We start from the raw sequence: 17,940 nt of genomic DNA, 5'->3' as shown, positions 1-17,940 counted from the left end.
ACACGGGCCCCGGAGCATATGCTCCGGGGCCTTCGTCTTGCCGCCGCCAGACTGTAGAGCTTGGAGCCATGGCCGAACCCCATATCCTGATCGTCGACGACGAGCGCGACATCCGCGACCCGCTTGCCGCCTATCTCGGCAAGAACGGCGTGCGCGTCACCAAGGCTGCCGACGCGGCGGCGGCGCGCGACATCCTCGCGGTGCACGGCATCGACCTCGTGCTGCTCGACATCATGATGCCCGGCGAGGACGGCCTGTCGCTGGCGGGCTTCATCCGCGCGACGACGAAGATCCCGGTCATCCTGCTCACCGCCAAGTCGGAGGAGATGGACCGCATCCTCGGTCTCGAGATCGGCGCCGACGATTATGTCGTGAAGCCCTTCTCGCCGCGCGAGTTGCTGGCGCGGATCAAGGCAGTTCTGCGCCGCACCGCCGACGGCGCCCCGGTCTACGCGCCCGATGCGGAAGGCTTCGGCTTCGGCCCCTGGGTGCTGCGCACCGGCGACCGCGAGCTGGTCGACGAGGCCGGCGTCGCGACGCCGCTGTCGAGCGGCGAGTACAACCTGCTCCACGCGCTCGTCACCCACCCGCGCCGCGTCCTGACGCGCGACCAGCTGCTCGACCTCAGCCAGGGTCGCGAGCTCGCGGCATTCGAGCGCAGCATCGACAATCACGTCAGCCGCCTGCGCCGCAAGGTCGAGGCCGACGCTGCCGACCCGAAGCTGATCAAGACCGTGTGGGGCGGCGGCTACATGCTCGCCGCCGACGTGCGCCGCCTGTGAGCCGCTTCGCGCCGCGCAGCCTGGCGGGGCAGATGGCGCTGCTGCTGGGCATCGCGCTGCTCGTCGCGCAGCTCGCGAATTTCGCGCTGATCCTTTCTGACCGGCAGCGGCTGAGCCTCGCGCAGACCGAAGGGCCGGCGATCACGCGCTTTGCGAGCACCGCCGCCGACGTGGCGCAGGCCGCGCCCGAGTTTCGCACCAGCGTGCTGGAGGATGCCTCGCACCGCGGCGCGCGCTTCGCGGTTGCGGCGGACAGCGGCATCGCCGACGCGCGGCGCAAATCGGCGATCGAGGCGCGGCTGGTGGACAGCCTGACCGCCGCCGGCATCACGGTGCGGGAGGTGCGCGCCGCGATCGACGGGCCGGCGAGCGCCGCGTTCGCGCCGCCGCGCCGCCAGCGCCCCGACACCCAGTCGCTGTATTTGTCCGCGCGCCAGGCCGATGGCAGCTGGCTCAACGCCCGGCTGACGACGCCGAAGCGCGACGCGCTGCTGCCGTGGCGGCTCGCGGCCGCGACCCTGCTGCTCTACCTGCTCGTCCTCGGCGCGACGACCTGGCTGGCGCGGCGGCTGGCGCGGCCGCTCGCCGACCTGACGCGCGCGGCGGAAGCCTTTGGCGGGCGCGGCGAGCCGGTCGAGGTGACGCCGCGCGGCCCCGACGACCTGCGCGCCGCGCTCAGCGCCTTCAACGCGATGAACCGCCGGCTGGTCGGGCTGCTCGACGAGAAGGATCACATGCTCGGCGCGATCGGCCACGACCTGCGCACTCCGCTCGCCAGCTTGCGCATCCATGTCGAGAGCATGGAGCCCGAGGACGAGCGTGCCGCCGTCATCGCGCGCATCGAGGAGATGACCGCGATGCTCGAGGACATCCTCGTGCTGGCGCGCACCGGGCGGACGCGCGAGGCACTGCGCCGGGTCGATGTCGCGGCGCTCGCCGAGGCGCTGGTGGAGGATCAGCGCGCACTCGGGCGCCCGGTCGAGTTCGTCGCGTCGCCGCCCGCGGTCGCGGCGGTCCAGCCGGCGCTGGTCAAGCGGGCGCTGGGCAATCTGTTCGACAATGCGGTCAAGTACGGCGGCAGCGCCACGGTCGCGGTGCGGGTGACGGGCGACACGGTGGCGGTCAGCGTCACCGACCACGGCCCCGGCATCCCCGCCGCCGACCGCGCCCGCGTCCTCCAGCCGTTCCACCGCCTCGAAGGCTCGCGCAACCGCGATACCGGCGGCAGCGGACTCGGATTGGCGATCGCGCAGAGTGTTGCCGAGAGCCATGGCGGGCGGCTGACTTTGGGCGACGCGCACCCGACGGGGCTGGTCGCGACGCTCGAACTCGCGGTCGGCTAGGGCCGTGTCGGCGTCGTCGGTGGGGGGTCGCTGATCAGCTGGTCGCCGCCGAGGACGCGGTACAGTTCGACCAGATTGTCGGCGCGGATGAGGCGGGTCTGCACCAGCGCGCGGCGGGCGGCGTACAATGTACGCTGCGTGTCGAGCGTGTTGAGGAAGGGCGAGATACCCTCGCGGTAGCGTGCCGTCTCGAGGAACTCGGTGTCCTCCGCCGCCGCGGTCAACCGGCGCTGCGCGTCGAGCTGGGCGTCGATCGTGCCGCGGCGCGCCAGCGCATCGGCGACCTCGCGGAAGGCGATCTGGACGGCGCGCTTGTACTGCGCGACCGCGACATCGCGCTGCCCTTGCGCGAACTGCAAGTCGCCGCGGCGCGCGCCGCCGTCGAAGATCGGCAGCGAGATGCCGGGTCCGACCGACCAGTTGAACGCGCCACCGCTAAACAGCGACGACAACGCCGTGCTGGCGAGGCCTGCGACCGCGGTCAGGCTGATCGTCGGGAAGAAATTGGCCCGCGCCGCGCCGATCCGCGCGTTGGCGGCGCGCAGCGAGTATTCGGCCTGCACGACGTCGGGGCGGCGGAGCAGGATGCGCGAATCGAGGCCCGCGGGCAGCTCGCCGAGCTGCGCGTCGACATCTTCGATCGTGCGCGGCAGCAGCGCGTCGGCGACCGGCGCCCCGACCAGCAGTTCGAGGGCGTTGCGGTCCTGCGCGACCAGCGTGACCTGCGCGGCGCGGTCGGCGCGGGCCTGTTCGAGGATCGTCTCGGCCTGGCGCACGTCGGTGCGCGGCGCGATGCCGCCGCTCAGCCGCGCCGCGGTCAGGCGGACGGTGATCTGCGCGCTGCGCTCGGTATCTGCGGCGATGGCGAGCAGGCTGGCGTCGGTGGCGTAGGCGAGATAGGCGCTAGCGACCTCGGCGACGAGCGACAGGCGCGTCGCGCGCACCCCGGCCTCGGTCGCGAGATATTCCTGCAGCGACGCGCGGCTCAGGCTGCGCAGCCGGCCAAACAGGTCGATCTCGAAGGCGCTGAGGCCGATGTTCGCCTCATAGGTCGTCGTGTTCCGGCTCGTCCCCGTCGTCACGCCGGTGCCCGTACCCGTCCCCGTGCCGGTTCCGCCGGTCCCCGTGCCGCCGAGCTGGTTGGAGTTGCTCGTGCTGCTGCGCCGCCCCGTGGTCAGCCCGGCGTCCGCGCCAATCTGCGGCAGCTGCTGCGCGCGCTGGACGCGGTACTGGCCGCGTGCCGCGGCGACGTTGCCGAGCGCGATCTGCAGGTCCTGGTTGTTGGCGAGCGCCTGCTCGATCAGCGTCTGCAGGCGCGGATCGCGGAAGATGTCGCGGTAGCTGATCGCCGGCAGCGTCGCCTCGCTGGTACGCAGGTACGCGTCGCCGCGCGGCCAGCTGGGCGGCACCGGCGGGGCCGGCCGCTCGTAATGCGGGTCGAAGCTGCACGCGCTCAGCGCGGTCAGGCCGAGCAGCAGGACGAACCGTCTCATGCCGGCTTCGCCTCCGGCGGCGGCGCGTCCTTGGTGAGCTTGCTGCGGAACAGGCCGCGCACCAGCACATAGGCGAGCGGGATGTAGAAGATCGCGAGGACCGTCGCGGTCAGCATGCCGCCGATCACCGCCGTCCCGATTGCGAGGCGGCTCTGCGCGCCTGCACCCGTCGATATCGCGAGCGGCACGCAGCCGAAGATGAAGGCGAGACTGGTCATGATGATCGGCCGCAGGCGCAGGCGTGCCGCCTCGAGCGCCGCGTCGAGGGCACTCTTGCCCGCCTTCTCGGCCTGTTCGGCGAACTCGACGATCAGGATGGCGTTCTTCGCCGCCAGCCCCATCGTCGTCAGCAGGCCGACCTGGAAATACACGTCGTTACTGAGGCCCCGCAGCGACACGCCGAGCGCGGCGCCGACGAGGCCGAGCGGAATGACGAGCAGCACCGAGAAGGGGATCGACCAGCTTTCGTACAGAGCGGCGAGGCACAGGAAGATCATCAGCAGCGACAGCGCATAGAGGATCGGCGTCTGCCCGCCCGACAGGCGCTCCTGATACGACAGGCCGCTCCATTCGACCGACACGCCGGGCTGCTGCGCCGCCAGCTCCATGATCCGGTTCATCGCGTCGCCCGAGCTGCCGCCGGCGCCCGCGTCGCCCTGGATTTCATAGGCGGGCTGGCCGTTGAAGCGTGCCAGCGTCGTCGGCGCCTGCTGCCATTCGGTCCGCGCGAACGACGAGAAGGGCGCCATCGCACCACTCGCGGTGCGGACGAACCAGTTCGACAGGTCCTCGGGGCGGCTGCGGTACGGGGCGTCGCCCTGGACATAGACGCGCTTGACCCGGCCACGGTCGACGAAGTCGTTGACGTAACTGCCGCCCCACGCGGTCGACAGCGTCGCATCGACGCTCGCCTGCGCGATGCCGAGCGCGCCAACCTTTTCCTGGTCGACGATAACCTGCAGGGTCGGCACGTCCTCGAGCGAATTCTGCCGGACCCCCGACAGTGCCGGGTCGTCCTGCGCCGCGGCGACGAGCCGGTCGCGCGCCGCCTTGAACTCGGCGCGGCTCAGCCCGCCGGTGTTGAGCAGCTGCATGTTGAAGCCGCTCGACTGACCGAGGCCGCGCACCGGCGGCGGGTTGAGCGCGAAGAACTTGACGTCGCGCAGCTCGGCCGACAGCGCGGCGGTGGCGCGCTTGGTGATCGCCGCCGCACTATTCTCCTCGCCCTCACGCTCCTCCCACGGCTTGAACGCGACGAAGCCGCGCCCCGTGTTCTGTCCGCTGCCCTGCTGGCTCGACCCGACGACCGCGAGCATGACGCGGGTGTTCTTCTCCTCCTCGAGGAAATAGCGCTCGATCGCCTCGACCGCCTGGATCGTGCGCGCCTGCGTGGCGCCGGGCGGCAGCGTGTACTGCAGCTGCGCGATGCCCTGATCTTCGGCAGGCAGGAAGCTGGTCGGCAGCCGCACGAACAATACGGCGAGCAGCGCGACGATGCCGACATAGACGATGATCGCCAGGAAACGGCGCTTGATCACCGTCTGCACGCCGTTGCGGTAGCGGTCGGAGGTGCGCGCGAACCAGTCGTTGAAGCGACGCCCCAGCCGGCCGATGCGACCCGTCTTGCGGTCATGGTCGGGCCGCTTGAGCAGCGTCGCCGCGAGCGCCGGCGACAGCACCAGCGCGACGACGACCGACAGGATCATCGACGAGACGATGGTGATCGAGAACTGGCGGTAGATGACGCCGACCGAGCCGCCGAAGAACGCCATCGGCAGGAACACCGCCGACAGCACGAGCGCGATGCCGATCAGCGCAGTCTGAATTTCCTCCATCGACTGGATCGTCGCCTCGCGCGGGCCGATGTCGGGGTTCTCCTCCATCACGCGCTCGACGTTCTCGACGACCACGATGGCGTCGTCGACCAACAGCCCGATCGACAGCACCAGCCCGAACAGGGTCAGCACGTTGATCGAGAAGCCCGCGACCGCGAGCACGCCGAAGGTGCCGAGCAGCACGACCGGCACCGCGATCGCCGGGATCAGCGTGGCGCGCCAGCTCTGCAGGAAGACGAACATGACGATGACGACGAGGATGATCGCCTCGCCCAGCGTCCAGATCACCTCCTCGATCGACAGTTTGATGAACGCCGTGCTGTCGTTGGGGAATTCGTACTTGTAGCCGGGCGGAAAGGACTTCGCCTGGTTCGCCATCTCGGCGCGCACCAGTTCGGCGGTCTTCAGCGCGTCCGCACCCGGCGCCAGCTGGATCGCGATGCCGGTGCTCGGGTGGCCGTTCAGGCGGCCGGTCTGGTTGTAATTCTCCGAGCCGAGTTCGACACGGGCGACGTCGCTGAGCAGAACCTTGGACCCGTCGGTCTGGGTCTTGACGATGACGTTGCGGAATTCCTCGGGCGTCGTCAGCCGCGAGCGCGCGGTCACCGTCGCGGTCAGCATCTGCGCGTCGGGGCTCGGCTGGCCGCCGATCTGGCCGGCGGCAACCTGGGTATTCTGCGACTCGATCGCCGCGGTGATGTCGCTCGGCATCAGCTGGACGCTCGCCAGCTTGAACGGGTCGAGCCAGATGCGCATCGCATATTGCGCGCCGAAGACGTTGAAGTCGCCGACGCCCTCGATCCGGCCGATCTTGTCCTGCAGCGTCGACACCAGATAATCGGCAATGTCGGCGCTCGTCGTGCGGTCGGTCTCGTCATAGACCGAGACGACCATCAGGAAGTCGGGGTTCGACTTGGTGACGGTCAGCCCCTGCGCCTGCACCTGCTGCGGCAGCCGCGGCAGGGCCTGCTGGACCTTGTTCTGGACCTGGACCTGCGCGATGTCGGGGTCGGTGCCCTTCTCGAAGGTGACCGAGACCGAGACCTGGCCGCTCGAACTCGAATTCGCCGAGAAATAGATCAGCCCGTCGATGCCGGTCAGCTGTTGCTCGATGACCGAGGTGACGCTCGACTCCAGTGTCTCGGCGGACGCGCCCGGGTAGTTGGCGCGGATATTGACCTGCGGCGGCGCGATGTCGGGATATTGCGCGACCGGCAACGACAGGATGCCCGCGATGCCGGCGAGCATGATGACGATCGCGATGACCCAGGCGAAGATCGGCCGGTCGATGAATACTCTCGACATGCCCTAGCTTTTCGCCGCGGCGTCGCCGGCGGCGGGCGGACGGGCGCGCGGCTTCGATCCGGCGGGCACCGGCCTGACCACTTGGCCGGGCTTGATGTTGCTCAGCCCCTCGACGATCAGCCGGTCGCCGGCCTTCAGCCCTGCGGTGACCAGCCAGCGGTCGCCGATCGAGCGGTCGGCGACGACGGTGCGCAGCACCGCCTTGTTGTCCGGACCGATGACCATGGCGGTGGCGGCACCGCGTGCGTCGCGGCTGATGCCGGTCTGCGGCGCCAGGATCGCGCTCTGCACGGTCGCCTGCGACAGGCGCGCGCGGACGTACATGCCGGGCAGCAGCAGGCCGCTGCGGTTCGGGAAGCTGGCGCGCAGCGTCACCGTGCCGGTGCTGGCGTCGACCACCGCCTCGGCGAACTGCACGCGCCCGGCGGCGCCGTAATCGCTGCCATCCTCGAGCTGCAGGCGCACCGCAGCCGACGACGGGGTGACGCCGTCCTTCGCCAGCGCGCGGCGCAGGGCGAGCAGGTCGGCACTCGACTGCTGGATATCGACAAAGATCGGATCGAGGCGCTGAATCGTTGCCAGCGGCTCGGTCTGGCCCGAGGTGACGAGCGCGCCGGTGGTGAACAGCGACCGCCCGATCCGCCCGCTGATCGGTGCCGGCACCTTGGTGAAGCGCAGGTTGATCGAACTGGTCTGCACCGCGGCGCGGTTCTGGGCGACGGCGGCGGCCGCCTGCTGCGCGGAGGCGACGGCGTTGGTATAGTCCTGCTTGCTAACCGCCTCGATCGCGGCGAGCGGCTTGTAGCGTTCGGCGAGCGCCTGCGCCGACACGCGCGCAGCCTCAGCGCTGGCGAGATTGGCGCGCGCCTGCGCCGCCGAAGCCTCGTACAGGCTGGGGTCGATGCGGTAAAGCGTCTGGCCCTTGGTGACGAGCGAGCCTTCGGTGAAGTTGCGCGCGGTGATGATGCCCGACACCTGCGGCCGGACCTCGGAGGTTTCGAACGCGGCGGTGCGGCCCGGCAGCTCGACGAACAGCGGCACGGCCTCGGTGGCGAGGGTAACCACACCGGCCTCGGGAGTGCGGGGCGTCTTCGGCTTGTCGTCCTCGGTCTTCGCGCACGCCGCAGCCAGCAGCAGTGCCACGACACTTGCTACCGTCCCGGGTCTATTATTCACGGCACGGCGCACAGGGCGATACAACAACTAATTATCAAGGATTAAGCGCGTCCAACACGTAAACGCCCCTTACGTTCCGGCGGCTTGGTACGCAAACGGCCTCTCTGTCCGAGGGTGCGGCGGGACGCCGCGGCTCTCGTCGCCGTGGCGACCGGGCGGAAATCCGTCCTAGGCTTCGCGCGCCGCCTCGATCAGGTCGCGCACCACCGGGTTCGGAAAGCGCCGCTCGACGGTGACCGCGAAGAAGGTCTCGGCGAGGCCGGGCAGCGCGTCCGCCTCGACGAGGCTGCGCGCCGCCAGTTCGTCGCGCACCGCGATCGGCGGCAGCAGCGCGAGCGCGAAGCCTTCGCGGACCAGCAGGCGCATCATCGCTATGTCGTCGACCTCGGCAGCGATCTGCGGGCGGATGCCGTGCCGGTCGGCCCAGGCGTCGAAGCCGGTCCGCACGCTGCTGTCGGCGGTCGGCAGGATGACGGGGTGCGCGGCGAGCAGCGCCGCGACCGACCGCGTGCCGCCGACCAGCGCCGGGGCACCGATCAGACTGACCGGCTGCTCCGACAATTTGTGCGCGATATACGGGGTCAGCGCGTCGACCGGCGGCGCCTGATTAGTCAGCACGACATCGAGGGTCAGCGCCGCGAGGCCGCGCAGCAGCTCGGCCGGACTTCCCGACCGCAGCACCACCTCGATGTCGCTGCGCCCCAGCACCGGGCGCAGGAAGCCGATCTGGAAGTTGCGCGACAGCGTCGCGAGCGCGCCGATGCGGACCGCCTGCCGCACCGCGCCGGTCTGCTGCAGCGTGCCGAGGAGCTCGTCGCCGGCAGCGAAGATCGCATCGGCATGGTCGAGGGCGATCCGCCCCGCCTCGGTCAGGTGCAGCTGACGCCCGCGGCGCTCGAACAGCGGATGGCCCAGCCGCCCCTCCAGCTTGCCGATCTGTACCGACAGTGCCGACTGCGAAACGTTGAGCCGCGCCGCGGTGCGCGTCAGGTTTCCGTCGCGCGCCACTGCCCAGAAATAGCGCAGATGATTGTAGTTGAGCGCCGCCATCGTTTCACTAAACCGAACGACAGCCGCGAAACAATGAATTTTCGATGAGGCGCCGGCGGCCCTAGAACGACCCGCGGCGCTTCGGCGAAACGGCGGGGACACATGGGACAGCTCGAAAATCTGCTCTTCGGGGCACCGATACTGCTGCTCATCGCCAGCGCGATCGGCTTCGGCGCGCAGCGCCCGGGCACGACGCGGCTGCGCGCGATCGAGGTCCTGACGCTCGCCGCCTTCGGCATCGCGGTCGCGACGGCGGGCGTGCTCGTCACTGCGGGCCCGGCGACCACGACCCTGATACCCCACCTCCTGTCCGCGCGGCTCGACGCGGTCGCGGTCGTCATGCTGCTGCTGGTGTCGTTCATCGGCTGGATCGTCGTGCGCTTCGCCGCGACCTATCTCGACGGCGAGGCGCGGCACGGCGCCTTCATGGGCTGGCTGGCGGCGACGCTGGCAATGGTCATGCTGCTCGTCGTCGCCGGCAATCTCGTGCAGCTCGTCGTGGCCTGGGTGGCGACGAGCCTGACGCTGCACCGCCTGCTGCTCTTCTACCCGGAGCGCGTCGCGGCGCAGCGCGCGGCGCGCAAGAAGTTCGTGACCGCGCGCGCCGGCGATGCCGCGCTGATCGGCGCGGCGCTCGCGCTCTGGGCCGCCTATGGCACGACCGACATCGCCACGATCCTCGACGCGGCGCGCGCGGGGCAGGGCGGCACCGCGGCTGGCTTCGCTGCGGCGCTGCTCGCGGTCGCAGCGCTCCTCAAGTCGGCGCAGTTCCCGCTGCACGGCTGGCTGACCGAGGTGATGGAGGCGCCGACGCCGGTGTCGGCGCTGCTCCATGCCGGTGTCGTCAATGCCGGCGGGTTCGTGCTGATCCGCTTCGCCGACGTCATGCTGCTGTCGCCCGGCGTGCTCGCGGTGCTCGTGATGATCGGCGGCTTCACCGCGCTGTTCGGGGGGCTGGTGATGCTGACCCAGCCCGCGGTGAAGACCTCGCTCGCCTGGTCGACGGTCGCGCAGATGGGCTTCATGATCATGCAGTGCGGGCTGGCGCTGTTCCCGCTCGCGCTGCTCCATATCGTCCTGCACTCGCTTTACAAGGCGCACAGCTTTCTGGCGTCGGGCGGCGCGGTCGAGCGCATCGCCGCCTCGCGTCGGCCGGGGCCCGTGGCAGTGCCCGGCGTCGGCGCGGTGGGCCGCGCGTTCCTCGCGGCGCTCGTTATCTACGGCGTCGTCGGCTGGGGGTTCGGCTTCGCGCACAAGTCGCCGCAGGCGCTCGCGCTCGGTGCGATCCTGATCCTCGGCGTCGCGTACCTGATCGCGCAGGGCCTCGCCGACGCCGCGCCGCGGGCGCTGACGCGGCGGTTGGCGGTCTATTCGCTCGCGGCGTCGGTCGGCTATTTCGCGCTCCACGGCGCGGCGGTCTGGCTGACCGCAGGGGTGCTGCCCGCGACGCCCGCGCCGGGGCCGCTCGAATGGGCGCTGATCGTCCTCGCGGTGCTCAGCTTTGGGGTGGTCGCGGTGGCGCAGGCGATGCTCCCGCTCTGGGCCTACCACCCGGCGGCGGCGGGGCTGCGCGTCCATTTGTCGAACGGACTTTACGCCAACGCGCTGTTCGACCGGGCGCTCGGCGGCTGGGCACTGCGGCGGTCGCAAACGGGGGAATGATGATGGGCAATGTGCAGGCAGCCGCCGATGCGGCGGTGTGGGCGATCCCGCCGCTGTGGCCGCTCGCGTCGAGCGTCGCGGTCAACCCCTGGCTCGGCCAGTCCGGCCACAGCCTCGCGCAGACCGCCGCGCTGATGGCGCGCGTCGCAGGCGTGCGCGCGACGATGCCGCGCGACTGGTACCGCAGCCGAATCATGTCGGGGGTGGTGACCGACGACGACCTGCGCGGCGCGCTCGCCGCGTCACCGGGACGGGCACGCACCCTGACCGACCTGATGGTCGCGCTGCGCCGCCCCGCGCTGACGCCGGCGCGCGTGCCGACCGTTACCGACCTCGCGGCGCAGGTGTCGGGGATCGACTGGCCGGGCATTATCGCCGAACGCTTCGGGGCGTGGGCGGGCGCCTATCTCGACGAGGGGCAGGCGCTATGGGCCGCGCCGCACGGCAGTAGTGCCTGGACGGCGTGGCGCGCGGTCGCGACGCACGACCTGGCGCCCGAGATCGCGGGCCTGTGGGGTTTCGCGGCGTTCGTCGCCGATGCGCCGACCTCGGCGAGCGACGCACTAGCAGGGGCGACCGCGCGGCTCGGCCTGCCGGCGGCGGCGCTGCCGACCTATTTCCACGCGCTGCTGGTGACGCTCGGCGGCTGGGCGCAGGTGGCGCGCCATCGCCTGTGGCAGGCGGAGCTTGCCGGGAAAACCGACGCGACAACGACCGACTTCCTGACCATCCGCCTGATGTGGGAGCAGGCGCTGTTCGATCGCTACCGCGAGATCGCCGATGCCTGGGCGGCGGCGGTCGCCACCCACGCCCGCCCGCCAGCGCCGACCGACGACCAGATCGTCGACGCGATCCTGCAGGACGCGTGCGAGCGCGCCGCGCAGCGCGATCTGGCGCGGACCCTGGCCGCCGACGTGCCCGGCGAGGTCCCACCGTGCGAAATCCAGGCGGCCTTCTGCATCGACGTGCGGTCGGAGGTGTTCCGCCGCGCGCTGGAGACCGCCGATCCGGGGATTCGCACGCTCGGCTTCGCGGGCTTCTTCGGGCTGACCGCATCGCACCGACGCTTCGCCTCCGACGTCGCCGAGCATCGCCTGCCCGTGCTGCTCAATCCCGGCTTCACGTCGCGCTCGGAGGGCGACGGGGATACCGCCTCGCGCACCGCAGCCCGCGCGACGCGGGCGTGGGGCCGCTTCAAGCTGGCGGCGGTGTCGTCGTTCGCCTTCGTCGAGGCAGCGGGCCCCGCCTATGTCGGCAAGCTGGTCCGCGATGCGCTGGGCTGGCACGGCAACGCGCCGCCGAACGATCCGCCGCCGCGGCTGGAGCCGCAGCCCGACCTTGCGACACGCGTCGCGACTGCCAGGTCGATCCTCGGCGCCATGTCGCTGACCGAGTTCGCGCCGCTCGTCCTGCTCGTCGGGCACGGGGCGAACGTCGTCAACAATCCGCACGCCAGCGGCCTGCACTGCGGCGCGTGCGGCGGCTATTCGGGCGAGGTCAACGCTCGGCTGCTGGCGGGCCTGCTCAACGATCCCGAAGTCCGCGCCGAGCTGCCGATCCCGTCGGAGACGGTGTTCGTCGCCGGGCTGCACGACACGACGACCGACACGGTGACGCTGTACGAGGACAAAGCTTCGCCCGCGCTCGACCGGGCGCGCGCCGCGCTCGCCGCGGCTGGCGTGCTGGCCCGCGCCGAACGTGCGCTGCGCCTGCCCCGTGCCGGTAACATCGCGCGCCGCGCCCGCGACTGGGCCGAGACGCGGCCCGAATGGGGGCTGGCGGGTTGCAACGCCTTCATCGCCGCGCCGCGGTCGCGCACCCGCGGCCGGGCGCTGCACGGCCGGGCATTTCTCCACGACTACGACTGGCGCGGCGACGCGGGCTTCGGCGTCTTGGAGCTCATCCTGACCGCGCCGGTCGTCGTCGCGAGCTGGATCAGCCTGCAATACTACGGGTCGGCCGTCGCCCCGGCGCTGTTCGGCGGCGGCAACAAGCTCCTCCACAACGTCATCGGCGGCATCGGCGTGGTCGAGGGCAACGGCGGCACGCTGCGCCCCGGCCTGCCGTGGCAGTCGGTCCATGACGGACATTCGCTGGCGCACGAGCCGCTGCGCCTGACCGTCTGCATCGAGGCACCGCGCGAGGCGATGACCGGGGTCCTCGAGCGCCACCCCCAGGTTCGCGCGCTGTTCGACAACCGCTGGCTCCACCTGTTCGCGCTCGACGACGCGGGCCGCATGGCGTGGCGCTATGCGGGCGACCTGAGGTGGGAGTTCGAGGCCCTGGCGCCGCTCGAAATCGCCGCCTGAGGCCAGCCGTCCATCACGCCCAGCAGCCAGGCCCGCACCGCGGCGTCCTCGGTCAGCCCGATCGCGGTCGACATCGCGTCACGCGCCTCGGCGACGCGGCCGAGCGCGGCAAGCGCGGTGGCGCGCGTGACCCACCACGGCTGGTAGCGCTCGGTCGCCGCCGCGCGCGCCGCGTCGAGCTGCGCCAGCGCCGCCGCGGGATCGCGCGCAACGTAAGCGGCGGCGCGCCCGACCGTGCTGCCGACCCCCGGCGCATGCGCGGCGAGCAGGTCGTAGAGAAGTTCGAGCGCGGCGTGGTTGGTCCGCCCCGTCACGCCGCGCTGGACGTGCACCGACTGGATCGCCGCTTCGCACCCGTAGCGCCCGAACCGCCCGGCGCGCGACGCGGCGGTCAGCAGCCCCTCCGCCTCGACGATCATGTCGCGCGACCAGAGCGTCGCGTCCTGCCGGTCGAGGGGTACGAAGCCGCCGGCTGCATCGCGCCGCGCCGAGCGCCTCGCCTCGCAGTACAGCATCAGCGCGAGTAGCCCCTGCGCCTCGGGCTCGCCGGGCAGGAGTTCGACGAGCAGGCGGCCGAGGTAGATCGCCTCCTGCGCCAGATCGCCCGTGCCCGTCGCAGCGCCCGGCACCGCGTCCCACCCCGTGCCGAACGCCGCATAGACCGCGTCGAGCACGTCGCCGAGGCGGCCCTGCAGTGCGTCGCCCTCCGGCACCTCGAAGCGCAGTCCGGCATCACGGATTTTGGCCTTGGCGCGCACGAGCCGCTGCCCCATCGCGGCGGGCGCGACGAGAAAGGCGCTGGCGATGCGCACGGCGTCGAGGCCGAGCACGGTCTGCAGCATCAGCGGCGTGCGGATGCCCGCGTCGATCGCCGGGTGCGCGCAGACGAACAGCAGTTTCAGCCGCTCGTCGGGGAAAGGCGCGGCCTCGGCCAGCGCGTCATGGCGGCGCTCGATCTCCTGCGCTGCCGCCGCGCGGATGCCGTCGTGGCGATGGCGGTTGCGCAAATTGTTGCGCGCCGCGGTCAGCAGCCAGGCGTCGGGCGCGTCCGGAATGCCGCGCTCGGGCCAGGTGCGGAGTGCGGCGACGAAGGCTTCGGCGAGCGCATCCTCGGCGCCCGCGATGTCGCGCGACCAGGCGGCGAGCGAGGCGATCAGGCGGCCATAGGCGACGCGCGCCGCGGTCTCGGCGGCGCGGCGCGCGTCTCCCGTCACCGGGCCGGCGGCGGCATCACCGGGCGCACCTCGACGCCTCCGCTCGACGCCGCCGGCGACCGCGCCGCCCACTCGAGCGCAGTGTCGAGGTCGGGCACCTCGACGATGAAATAGCCGCCGAGCTGTTCCTTGGTGTCGGCGTAGGGGCCGTCCTCGACGAGGCGCTTGCCGTCGCGGACGCGCACCGTCGTCGCGGTGTGCGGGGGCTGCAGCCCGTCGCCGTTGACGACAATGCCGGCTTGCGCCATCGCGCCGATATAGGCATTCCAGCCGCCCCAATAGGCAGCGGCGTGCTCGGGATGGTCGCGCTTGGCAACCTCGGTTGCGGGTTCGGCGAACATCAGCATGAATTGCATCGCATCTCTCCGGATTTGAAAATGTCGGGGTTTCGTTACGCTGGCAATGGGTCAGCCCAGGATGCCGCGCCGCGTCGACAGGCGCGCCAGCCACAGCAGCAGCGCGGCGATGAGAACCACCGACGTCAGGATGACGACCTGCTCCGTGCCGAGCGCGGCGAACACGCCCTCGGTGATGTCGCCGATGTACAGCACGACATAGCCCGCCAGCGACGCCGCGAAGACCGGCACCGCGAGTCTGCGCCGCGCCAGCAGGAGCAGCGAACCCGCCAGCCCGCCCAGCGTGCCGCCCGCGAAGCCCATCGTCATCCACAGCGGATAGCTCGTCATCGTCGCGGCCTGCGCGGGCGTCATCCCCATCGCGATCAGGCTCGCCTCGGTCGCGGTGACCGCCTCGGCGAACTGCACCGTGCCGAAGGCATTCCACAGCGCGCCGAGCCCGGCGGCCGCCCAGAACCACGCCGGTGTCCGCGCGGGCGGGTCGGCGGCGGCGGCGTAATCGATCTCCATGTCGGTCTCCCTCGATAGGGGGCGGCCCGTCCGCTCCCGACCAGAAGACACGCGGGACCATCCGCATTTCGACAGGCGCACCCGATTTTATTTGCCGGTTCCGCGGCGGCGGCTAGCATCGGGAGGACTGCCCCGGGGGACGCCATGATCCGCACCACGCTCGCCGCCTTGTCGCTGGTCTTCGCCGCGAGCGCGGCGCCGGCCGCCGAGATCCTCCGCCATGCCGGGCCTGCCGGCGCGATCATCCTGCAGGGCGTCACCGTTCCTGCCGGGGCGGAGACGCTGCACCTCAGCGGTCAGGTCGCCGCGCCGATCGACCCCGCCAAGACGGCGACACTTGCCGACTTCGGCGATACCAGGACGCAGACGATCAGCGTGCTGCGCAAGATCGAGGCCGCACTTGTGGCGCGCGGCTACACCATGGCCGACGTCGTGAAGCTGACGGTCTTCGTGGTGGCCGATCCGGCGCTCGGCCGGATGGACTTCGCCGGCTTCAACGCGGGCTACCGGCAGTTCTTCGGGACGCCCGCCAACCCCAACCTCGTCGCGCGCTCGACGGTGCAGGTCGCGGGCCTCGCCGGGCCGGGCTATCTGATCGAGATCGAAGCGATGGCGGCCAAGACGCGCTGAGCTTGCAAGCGCCCGCGACTGCCGCCATATCGGCGATGGGAGTCGGGCGGGCAGTGCTCTCGCCAACCCGGTCAGGTCCGGAAGGAAGCAGCCGTAACGAATTCGCGCTGGGTCGTTCCCGGCTCCCACCTTCCGCCGCTCGCCGTTAACCGATAGACCGGACGCATGGACGAGCTGCTGATTCCCGACACCGCGCCGCCGCCCGAATATCGCGTGCTGGCGCGCAAATACCGCCCCGCCAGCTTCGACGCGCTGATCGGGCAGGATGCGATGGTGCGGACGCTCGGCAACTCGATCCGGCGCGGGCAGCTGGCGCAGGCGTGGCTGCTGACCGGCGTCCGCGGCGTCGGCAAGACCTCGACCGCGCGGATCATCGCCAAGGCGCTGAACTGCGTCGGGCCCGACGGGCAGGGCGGGCCGACGATCGCGCCGTGCGGCGTGTGCGAGCCCTGCGTCGCGATCGCCGCCGGGCGGCACATCGACATCGTCGAGATGGACGCCGCGTCGAACACCGGCATCGGCGACATCCGCGAGATCATCGAGGCGGTGCGCTATGCCGCGGTCAGCGCGCGCTACAAGATCTACATCATCGACGAGGTCCACATGCTGTCGACGCAGGCCTTCAACGGCCTGCTCAAGACGCTCGAGGAGCCGCCGCCGCACGTGAAGTTCATCTTCGCGACGACCGAGGTGCAGAAGCTGCCCGTGACGGTGCTGTCGCGCTGCCAGCGTTTCGACCTGCGGCGCATCCCCGCCGAACAGCTCGCGGCGCATTTCGCCGGCATTGTCGAGGCCGAAGGGGCGACCGCGGACGCGGAGGCGCTGGCGCTGATCGCGCGTGCGGCGGAGGGCTCGGTGCGCGACGGACTGTCGATCCTCGACCAGGCGATCGCGCACGGCAGCGGCAATGTCGAGGCGGCGGCAGTGCGCGACATGCTCGGACTGTCGGATCGCGGCAGCGTGCGCGCGCTGATGGGGCTGATGCTGGCAGGCGATGCCGCGGGTGCGCTGGCGGCGCTGGGCGGTCAGCTCGACCTCGGCACCGACCCGGCGATGATCGTCCAGGAGCTGCTCGGGCTGGTCCACACCGTGACGCGCGCCAAGGTTGCGGGCGACGCGCCGGACCCGGCGATGAGTGCCGAGGAGCGCGAGGCAGTGCAGGGCTGGGCGTCGACGCTGTCGTTCCCGGCGGTCCACCGGCTGTGGCAGCTGCTGCTGAAGGGCCTCGCCGAGGTGCAGACTGCGCCGGTGCCGGGCCAGGCGGCCGAGATGGCGGTGCTGCGCGTCATCCATGCCTCGTCGCTGCCCGATCCGGGAGAGCTAGTGCGGCGGCTGAGCGAGCGCGGCGATGTCAGCGACGCGCCGGTGATGCCCGCCGCCGAACGCCCGCAGGGTGCGACGGTGCAGCAGCTGCGCGAGCCCGCCCCGGCGCCCGAGCCTGCACCGCTGCCGGCCGATTTCGAGGCGCTGGTGCGGCTGTTCGAGACGCGCCGCGAGCCGCGCCTCGCGCATCTGCTCCACGACGAGGTGCGCGTCGTCGACTATGCGCCGCCGCTGCTCAGCATCTCGGGCAGCGCGATGCTGCCCCCCGACTTCGCGCAGCGCATCATGGCGTGCCTGCTGCTCTGGACGGCGACGCGCTGGACTGTGACGATGATTCAGGGGGGGGTGCAGGGCGCGGCCGCGCCGACCATGCACGAGGCCGCCGAAGCGCGGGTCGCTGCCGAGCGCGCCGCGGCGCTCGCCGATCCGGCGGTGCAGGAAATCCTCGCCGCGTTCCCCGACGCCGAACTCACCGACATCAGTTACGAACAACCAAGGAGTGCCGCCGATGCGTAGCATGGAAGACATCATGAAGGCCGCACAGAACGTGCAGGCCGAAATGGCCAAGGCGCAGGAAGCGCTCGACGCGCACGAGGTCGAGGGTGCCGCGGGCGGCGGCCTTGTCACCGTGCGCGCCTCGGCGAAGGGCCGCATCATCGGCCTGACCATCGACCCGTCGCTGTTTCGCGCCGAGGACAAGGAGATGGTCGAGGACCTGATCGTCGCGGCGTTCAACGACGCGCGCGCCAAGGCCGATCAGGTCGCGAATGCCGAGATGGCGAAGATGACTGCCGGGCTGCCGCTGCCGGCGGGGTTCAAGCTGCCTTTCTAAGCCGCCGCGCGGCCGAGCGTAGCGAAGCGAACGCCCTTCGCGTTCGCTGAACAGCGCGCGGACTCGCGCCAGGCCGGCCGGCGGAGCGGCGAGCACCTCGCCGCCCGTCCGACGGCGCGG

General features: G+C 71.3%; 14 protein-coding genes and 1 other RNA gene. 8 read left to right on the top strand and 7 right to left on the bottom strand.

What is annotated here, in order from left to right; genetic code table 11:
- The first annotated feature begins 68 nt into the window (after window positions 1–68).
- Window positions 69–782 carry a response regulator gene (locus tag FMM06_RS12795; protein ID WP_144237774.1) on the top strand — a complete coding sequence of 238 codons (714 nt, stop codon included), beginning with the start codon at window positions 69–71 and terminating at the stop codon, window positions 780–782.
- The gene (locus FMM06_RS12790) at window positions 779–2,125 is read left to right on the top strand and encodes an ATP-binding protein (protein WP_144237773.1); all 1,347 of its coding nucleotides are present in this window, start codon (window positions 779–781) and stop codon (window positions 2,123–2,125) included. Before FMM06_RS12795 ends, FMM06_RS12790 begins: the two co-directional genes overlap by 4 nt.
- Here the strand turns inward: FMM06_RS12790 and FMM06_RS12785 are convergent.
- The 4 genes from FMM06_RS12785 to FMM06_RS12770 all read right to left on the bottom strand — a co-directional run bounded on the left by FMM06_RS12785 (window position 2,122) and on the right by FMM06_RS12770 (window position 8,984).
- Window positions 2,122–3,618, bottom strand: a complete 1,497-nt coding sequence (locus FMM06_RS12785) for an efflux transporter outer membrane subunit (RefSeq protein WP_144237772.1) — start codon at window positions 3,616–3,618, stop codon at window positions 2,122–2,124. The genes FMM06_RS12790 and FMM06_RS12785 overlap by 4 nt on opposite strands.
- Window positions 3,615–6,758: an efflux RND transporter permease subunit gene (locus FMM06_RS12780; RefSeq protein ID WP_144237771.1), complete on the bottom strand. Its 3,144-nt coding sequence runs from the start codon at window positions 6,756–6,758 to the stop codon at window positions 3,615–3,617. The genes FMM06_RS12785 and FMM06_RS12780 overlap by 4 nt, the downstream gene beginning before the upstream one ends.
- 3 nt (window positions 6,759–6,761) lie before the next feature.
- Window positions 6,762–7,892 (bottom strand): efflux RND transporter periplasmic adaptor subunit, encoded by a 1,131-nt coding sequence (locus FMM06_RS12775; RefSeq protein WP_144335468.1) that lies wholly within the window; start codon window positions 7,890–7,892, stop codon window positions 6,762–6,764.
- Window positions 7,893–8,102: 210 nt separating this feature from the next.
- On the bottom strand, window positions 8,103–8,984 hold the full coding sequence (locus FMM06_RS12770) for a LysR family transcriptional regulator (protein ID WP_144237770.1): 882 nt from the start codon (window positions 8,982–8,984) through the stop codon (window positions 8,103–8,105).
- Window positions 8,985–9,086: 102 nt separating this feature from the next.
- Here FMM06_RS12770 and FMM06_RS12765 point away from each other — a divergent pair, with 102 nt between their 5' ends.
- Together FMM06_RS12765 and FMM06_RS12760 are read left to right on the top strand one after the other, a co-directional pair.
- Window positions 9,087–10,646, top strand: a complete 1,560-nt coding sequence (locus FMM06_RS12765) for a proton-conducting transporter transmembrane domain-containing protein (RefSeq protein ID WP_144237769.1) — start codon at window positions 9,087–9,089, stop codon at window positions 10,644–10,646.
- Entirely contained in the window at window positions 10,643–12,955 is a 2,313-nt protein-coding gene (locus tag FMM06_RS12760) for a YbcC family protein (RefSeq protein WP_144237768.1), read from the top strand. Before FMM06_RS12765 ends, FMM06_RS12760 begins: the two co-directional genes overlap by 4 nt.
- On the opposite strand, the gene FMM06_RS12755 is transcribed toward FMM06_RS12760, so the two are convergent.
- From FMM06_RS12755 to FMM06_RS12745, 3 genes are read right to left on the bottom strand one after another with little or no spacing between them, the layout of a single operon-like run.
- Window positions 12,895–14,169, bottom strand: a complete 1,275-nt coding sequence (locus FMM06_RS12755; RefSeq protein WP_144237767.1) for an RNA polymerase sigma factor — start codon at window positions 14,167–14,169, stop codon at window positions 12,895–12,897. The two genes, FMM06_RS12760 and FMM06_RS12755, sit on opposite strands and share 61 nt — an antisense overlap.
- Entirely contained in the window at window positions 14,166–14,525 is a 360-nt protein-coding gene (locus FMM06_RS12750; RefSeq protein WP_144237766.1) for a YciI family protein, read from the bottom strand. Before FMM06_RS12750 ends, FMM06_RS12755 begins: the two co-directional genes overlap by 4 nt.
- Before the next feature lie 51 nt (window positions 14,526–14,576).
- The gene (locus FMM06_RS12745) at window positions 14,577–15,035 is read right to left on the bottom strand and encodes a hypothetical protein (RefSeq protein WP_144237765.1); all 459 of its coding nucleotides are present in this window, start codon (window positions 15,033–15,035) and stop codon (window positions 14,577–14,579) included.
- A gap of 144 nt (window positions 15,036–15,179) precedes the next feature.
- Here FMM06_RS12745 and FMM06_RS12740 point away from each other — a divergent pair, with 144 nt between their 5' ends.
- From FMM06_RS12740 to FMM06_RS12725, 4 genes are all read left to right on the top strand, one after another.
- Window positions 15,180–15,665 carry a RidA family protein gene (locus FMM06_RS12740; RefSeq protein ID WP_144237764.1) on the top strand — a complete coding sequence of 162 codons (486 nt, stop codon included), beginning with the start codon at window positions 15,180–15,182 and terminating at the stop codon, window positions 15,663–15,665.
- Between the two features lie 35 nt (window positions 15,666–15,700).
- Window positions 15,701–15,797, top strand: an RNA gene (ffs, locus tag FMM06_RS12735) — signal recognition particle sRNA small type.
- A 33-nt stretch (window positions 15,798–15,830) separates the two neighbouring features.
- On the top strand, window positions 15,831–17,504 hold the full coding sequence (locus FMM06_RS12730) for a DNA polymerase III subunit gamma/tau (RefSeq protein WP_144237763.1): 1,674 nt from the start codon (window positions 15,831–15,833) through the stop codon (window positions 17,502–17,504).
- The gene (locus FMM06_RS12725; RefSeq protein ID WP_144237762.1) at window positions 17,497–17,820 is read left to right on the top strand and encodes a YbaB/EbfC family nucleoid-associated protein; all 324 of its coding nucleotides are present in this window, start codon (window positions 17,497–17,499) and stop codon (window positions 17,818–17,820) included. The genes FMM06_RS12730 and FMM06_RS12725 overlap by 8 nt, the downstream gene beginning before the upstream one ends.
- Window positions 17,821–17,940 lie beyond the last annotated feature (120 nt).

This window comes from Glacieibacterium frigidum (assembly GCF_007097155.1).
Taxonomy (GTDB): domain Bacteria; phylum Pseudomonadota; class Alphaproteobacteria; order Sphingomonadales; family Sphingomonadaceae; genus Glacieibacterium; species Glacieibacterium frigidum.
The sequence above is the reverse complement of the archived record's forward strand: the minus strand, read 5'-3'. Positions and strand labels throughout refer to the sequence as shown.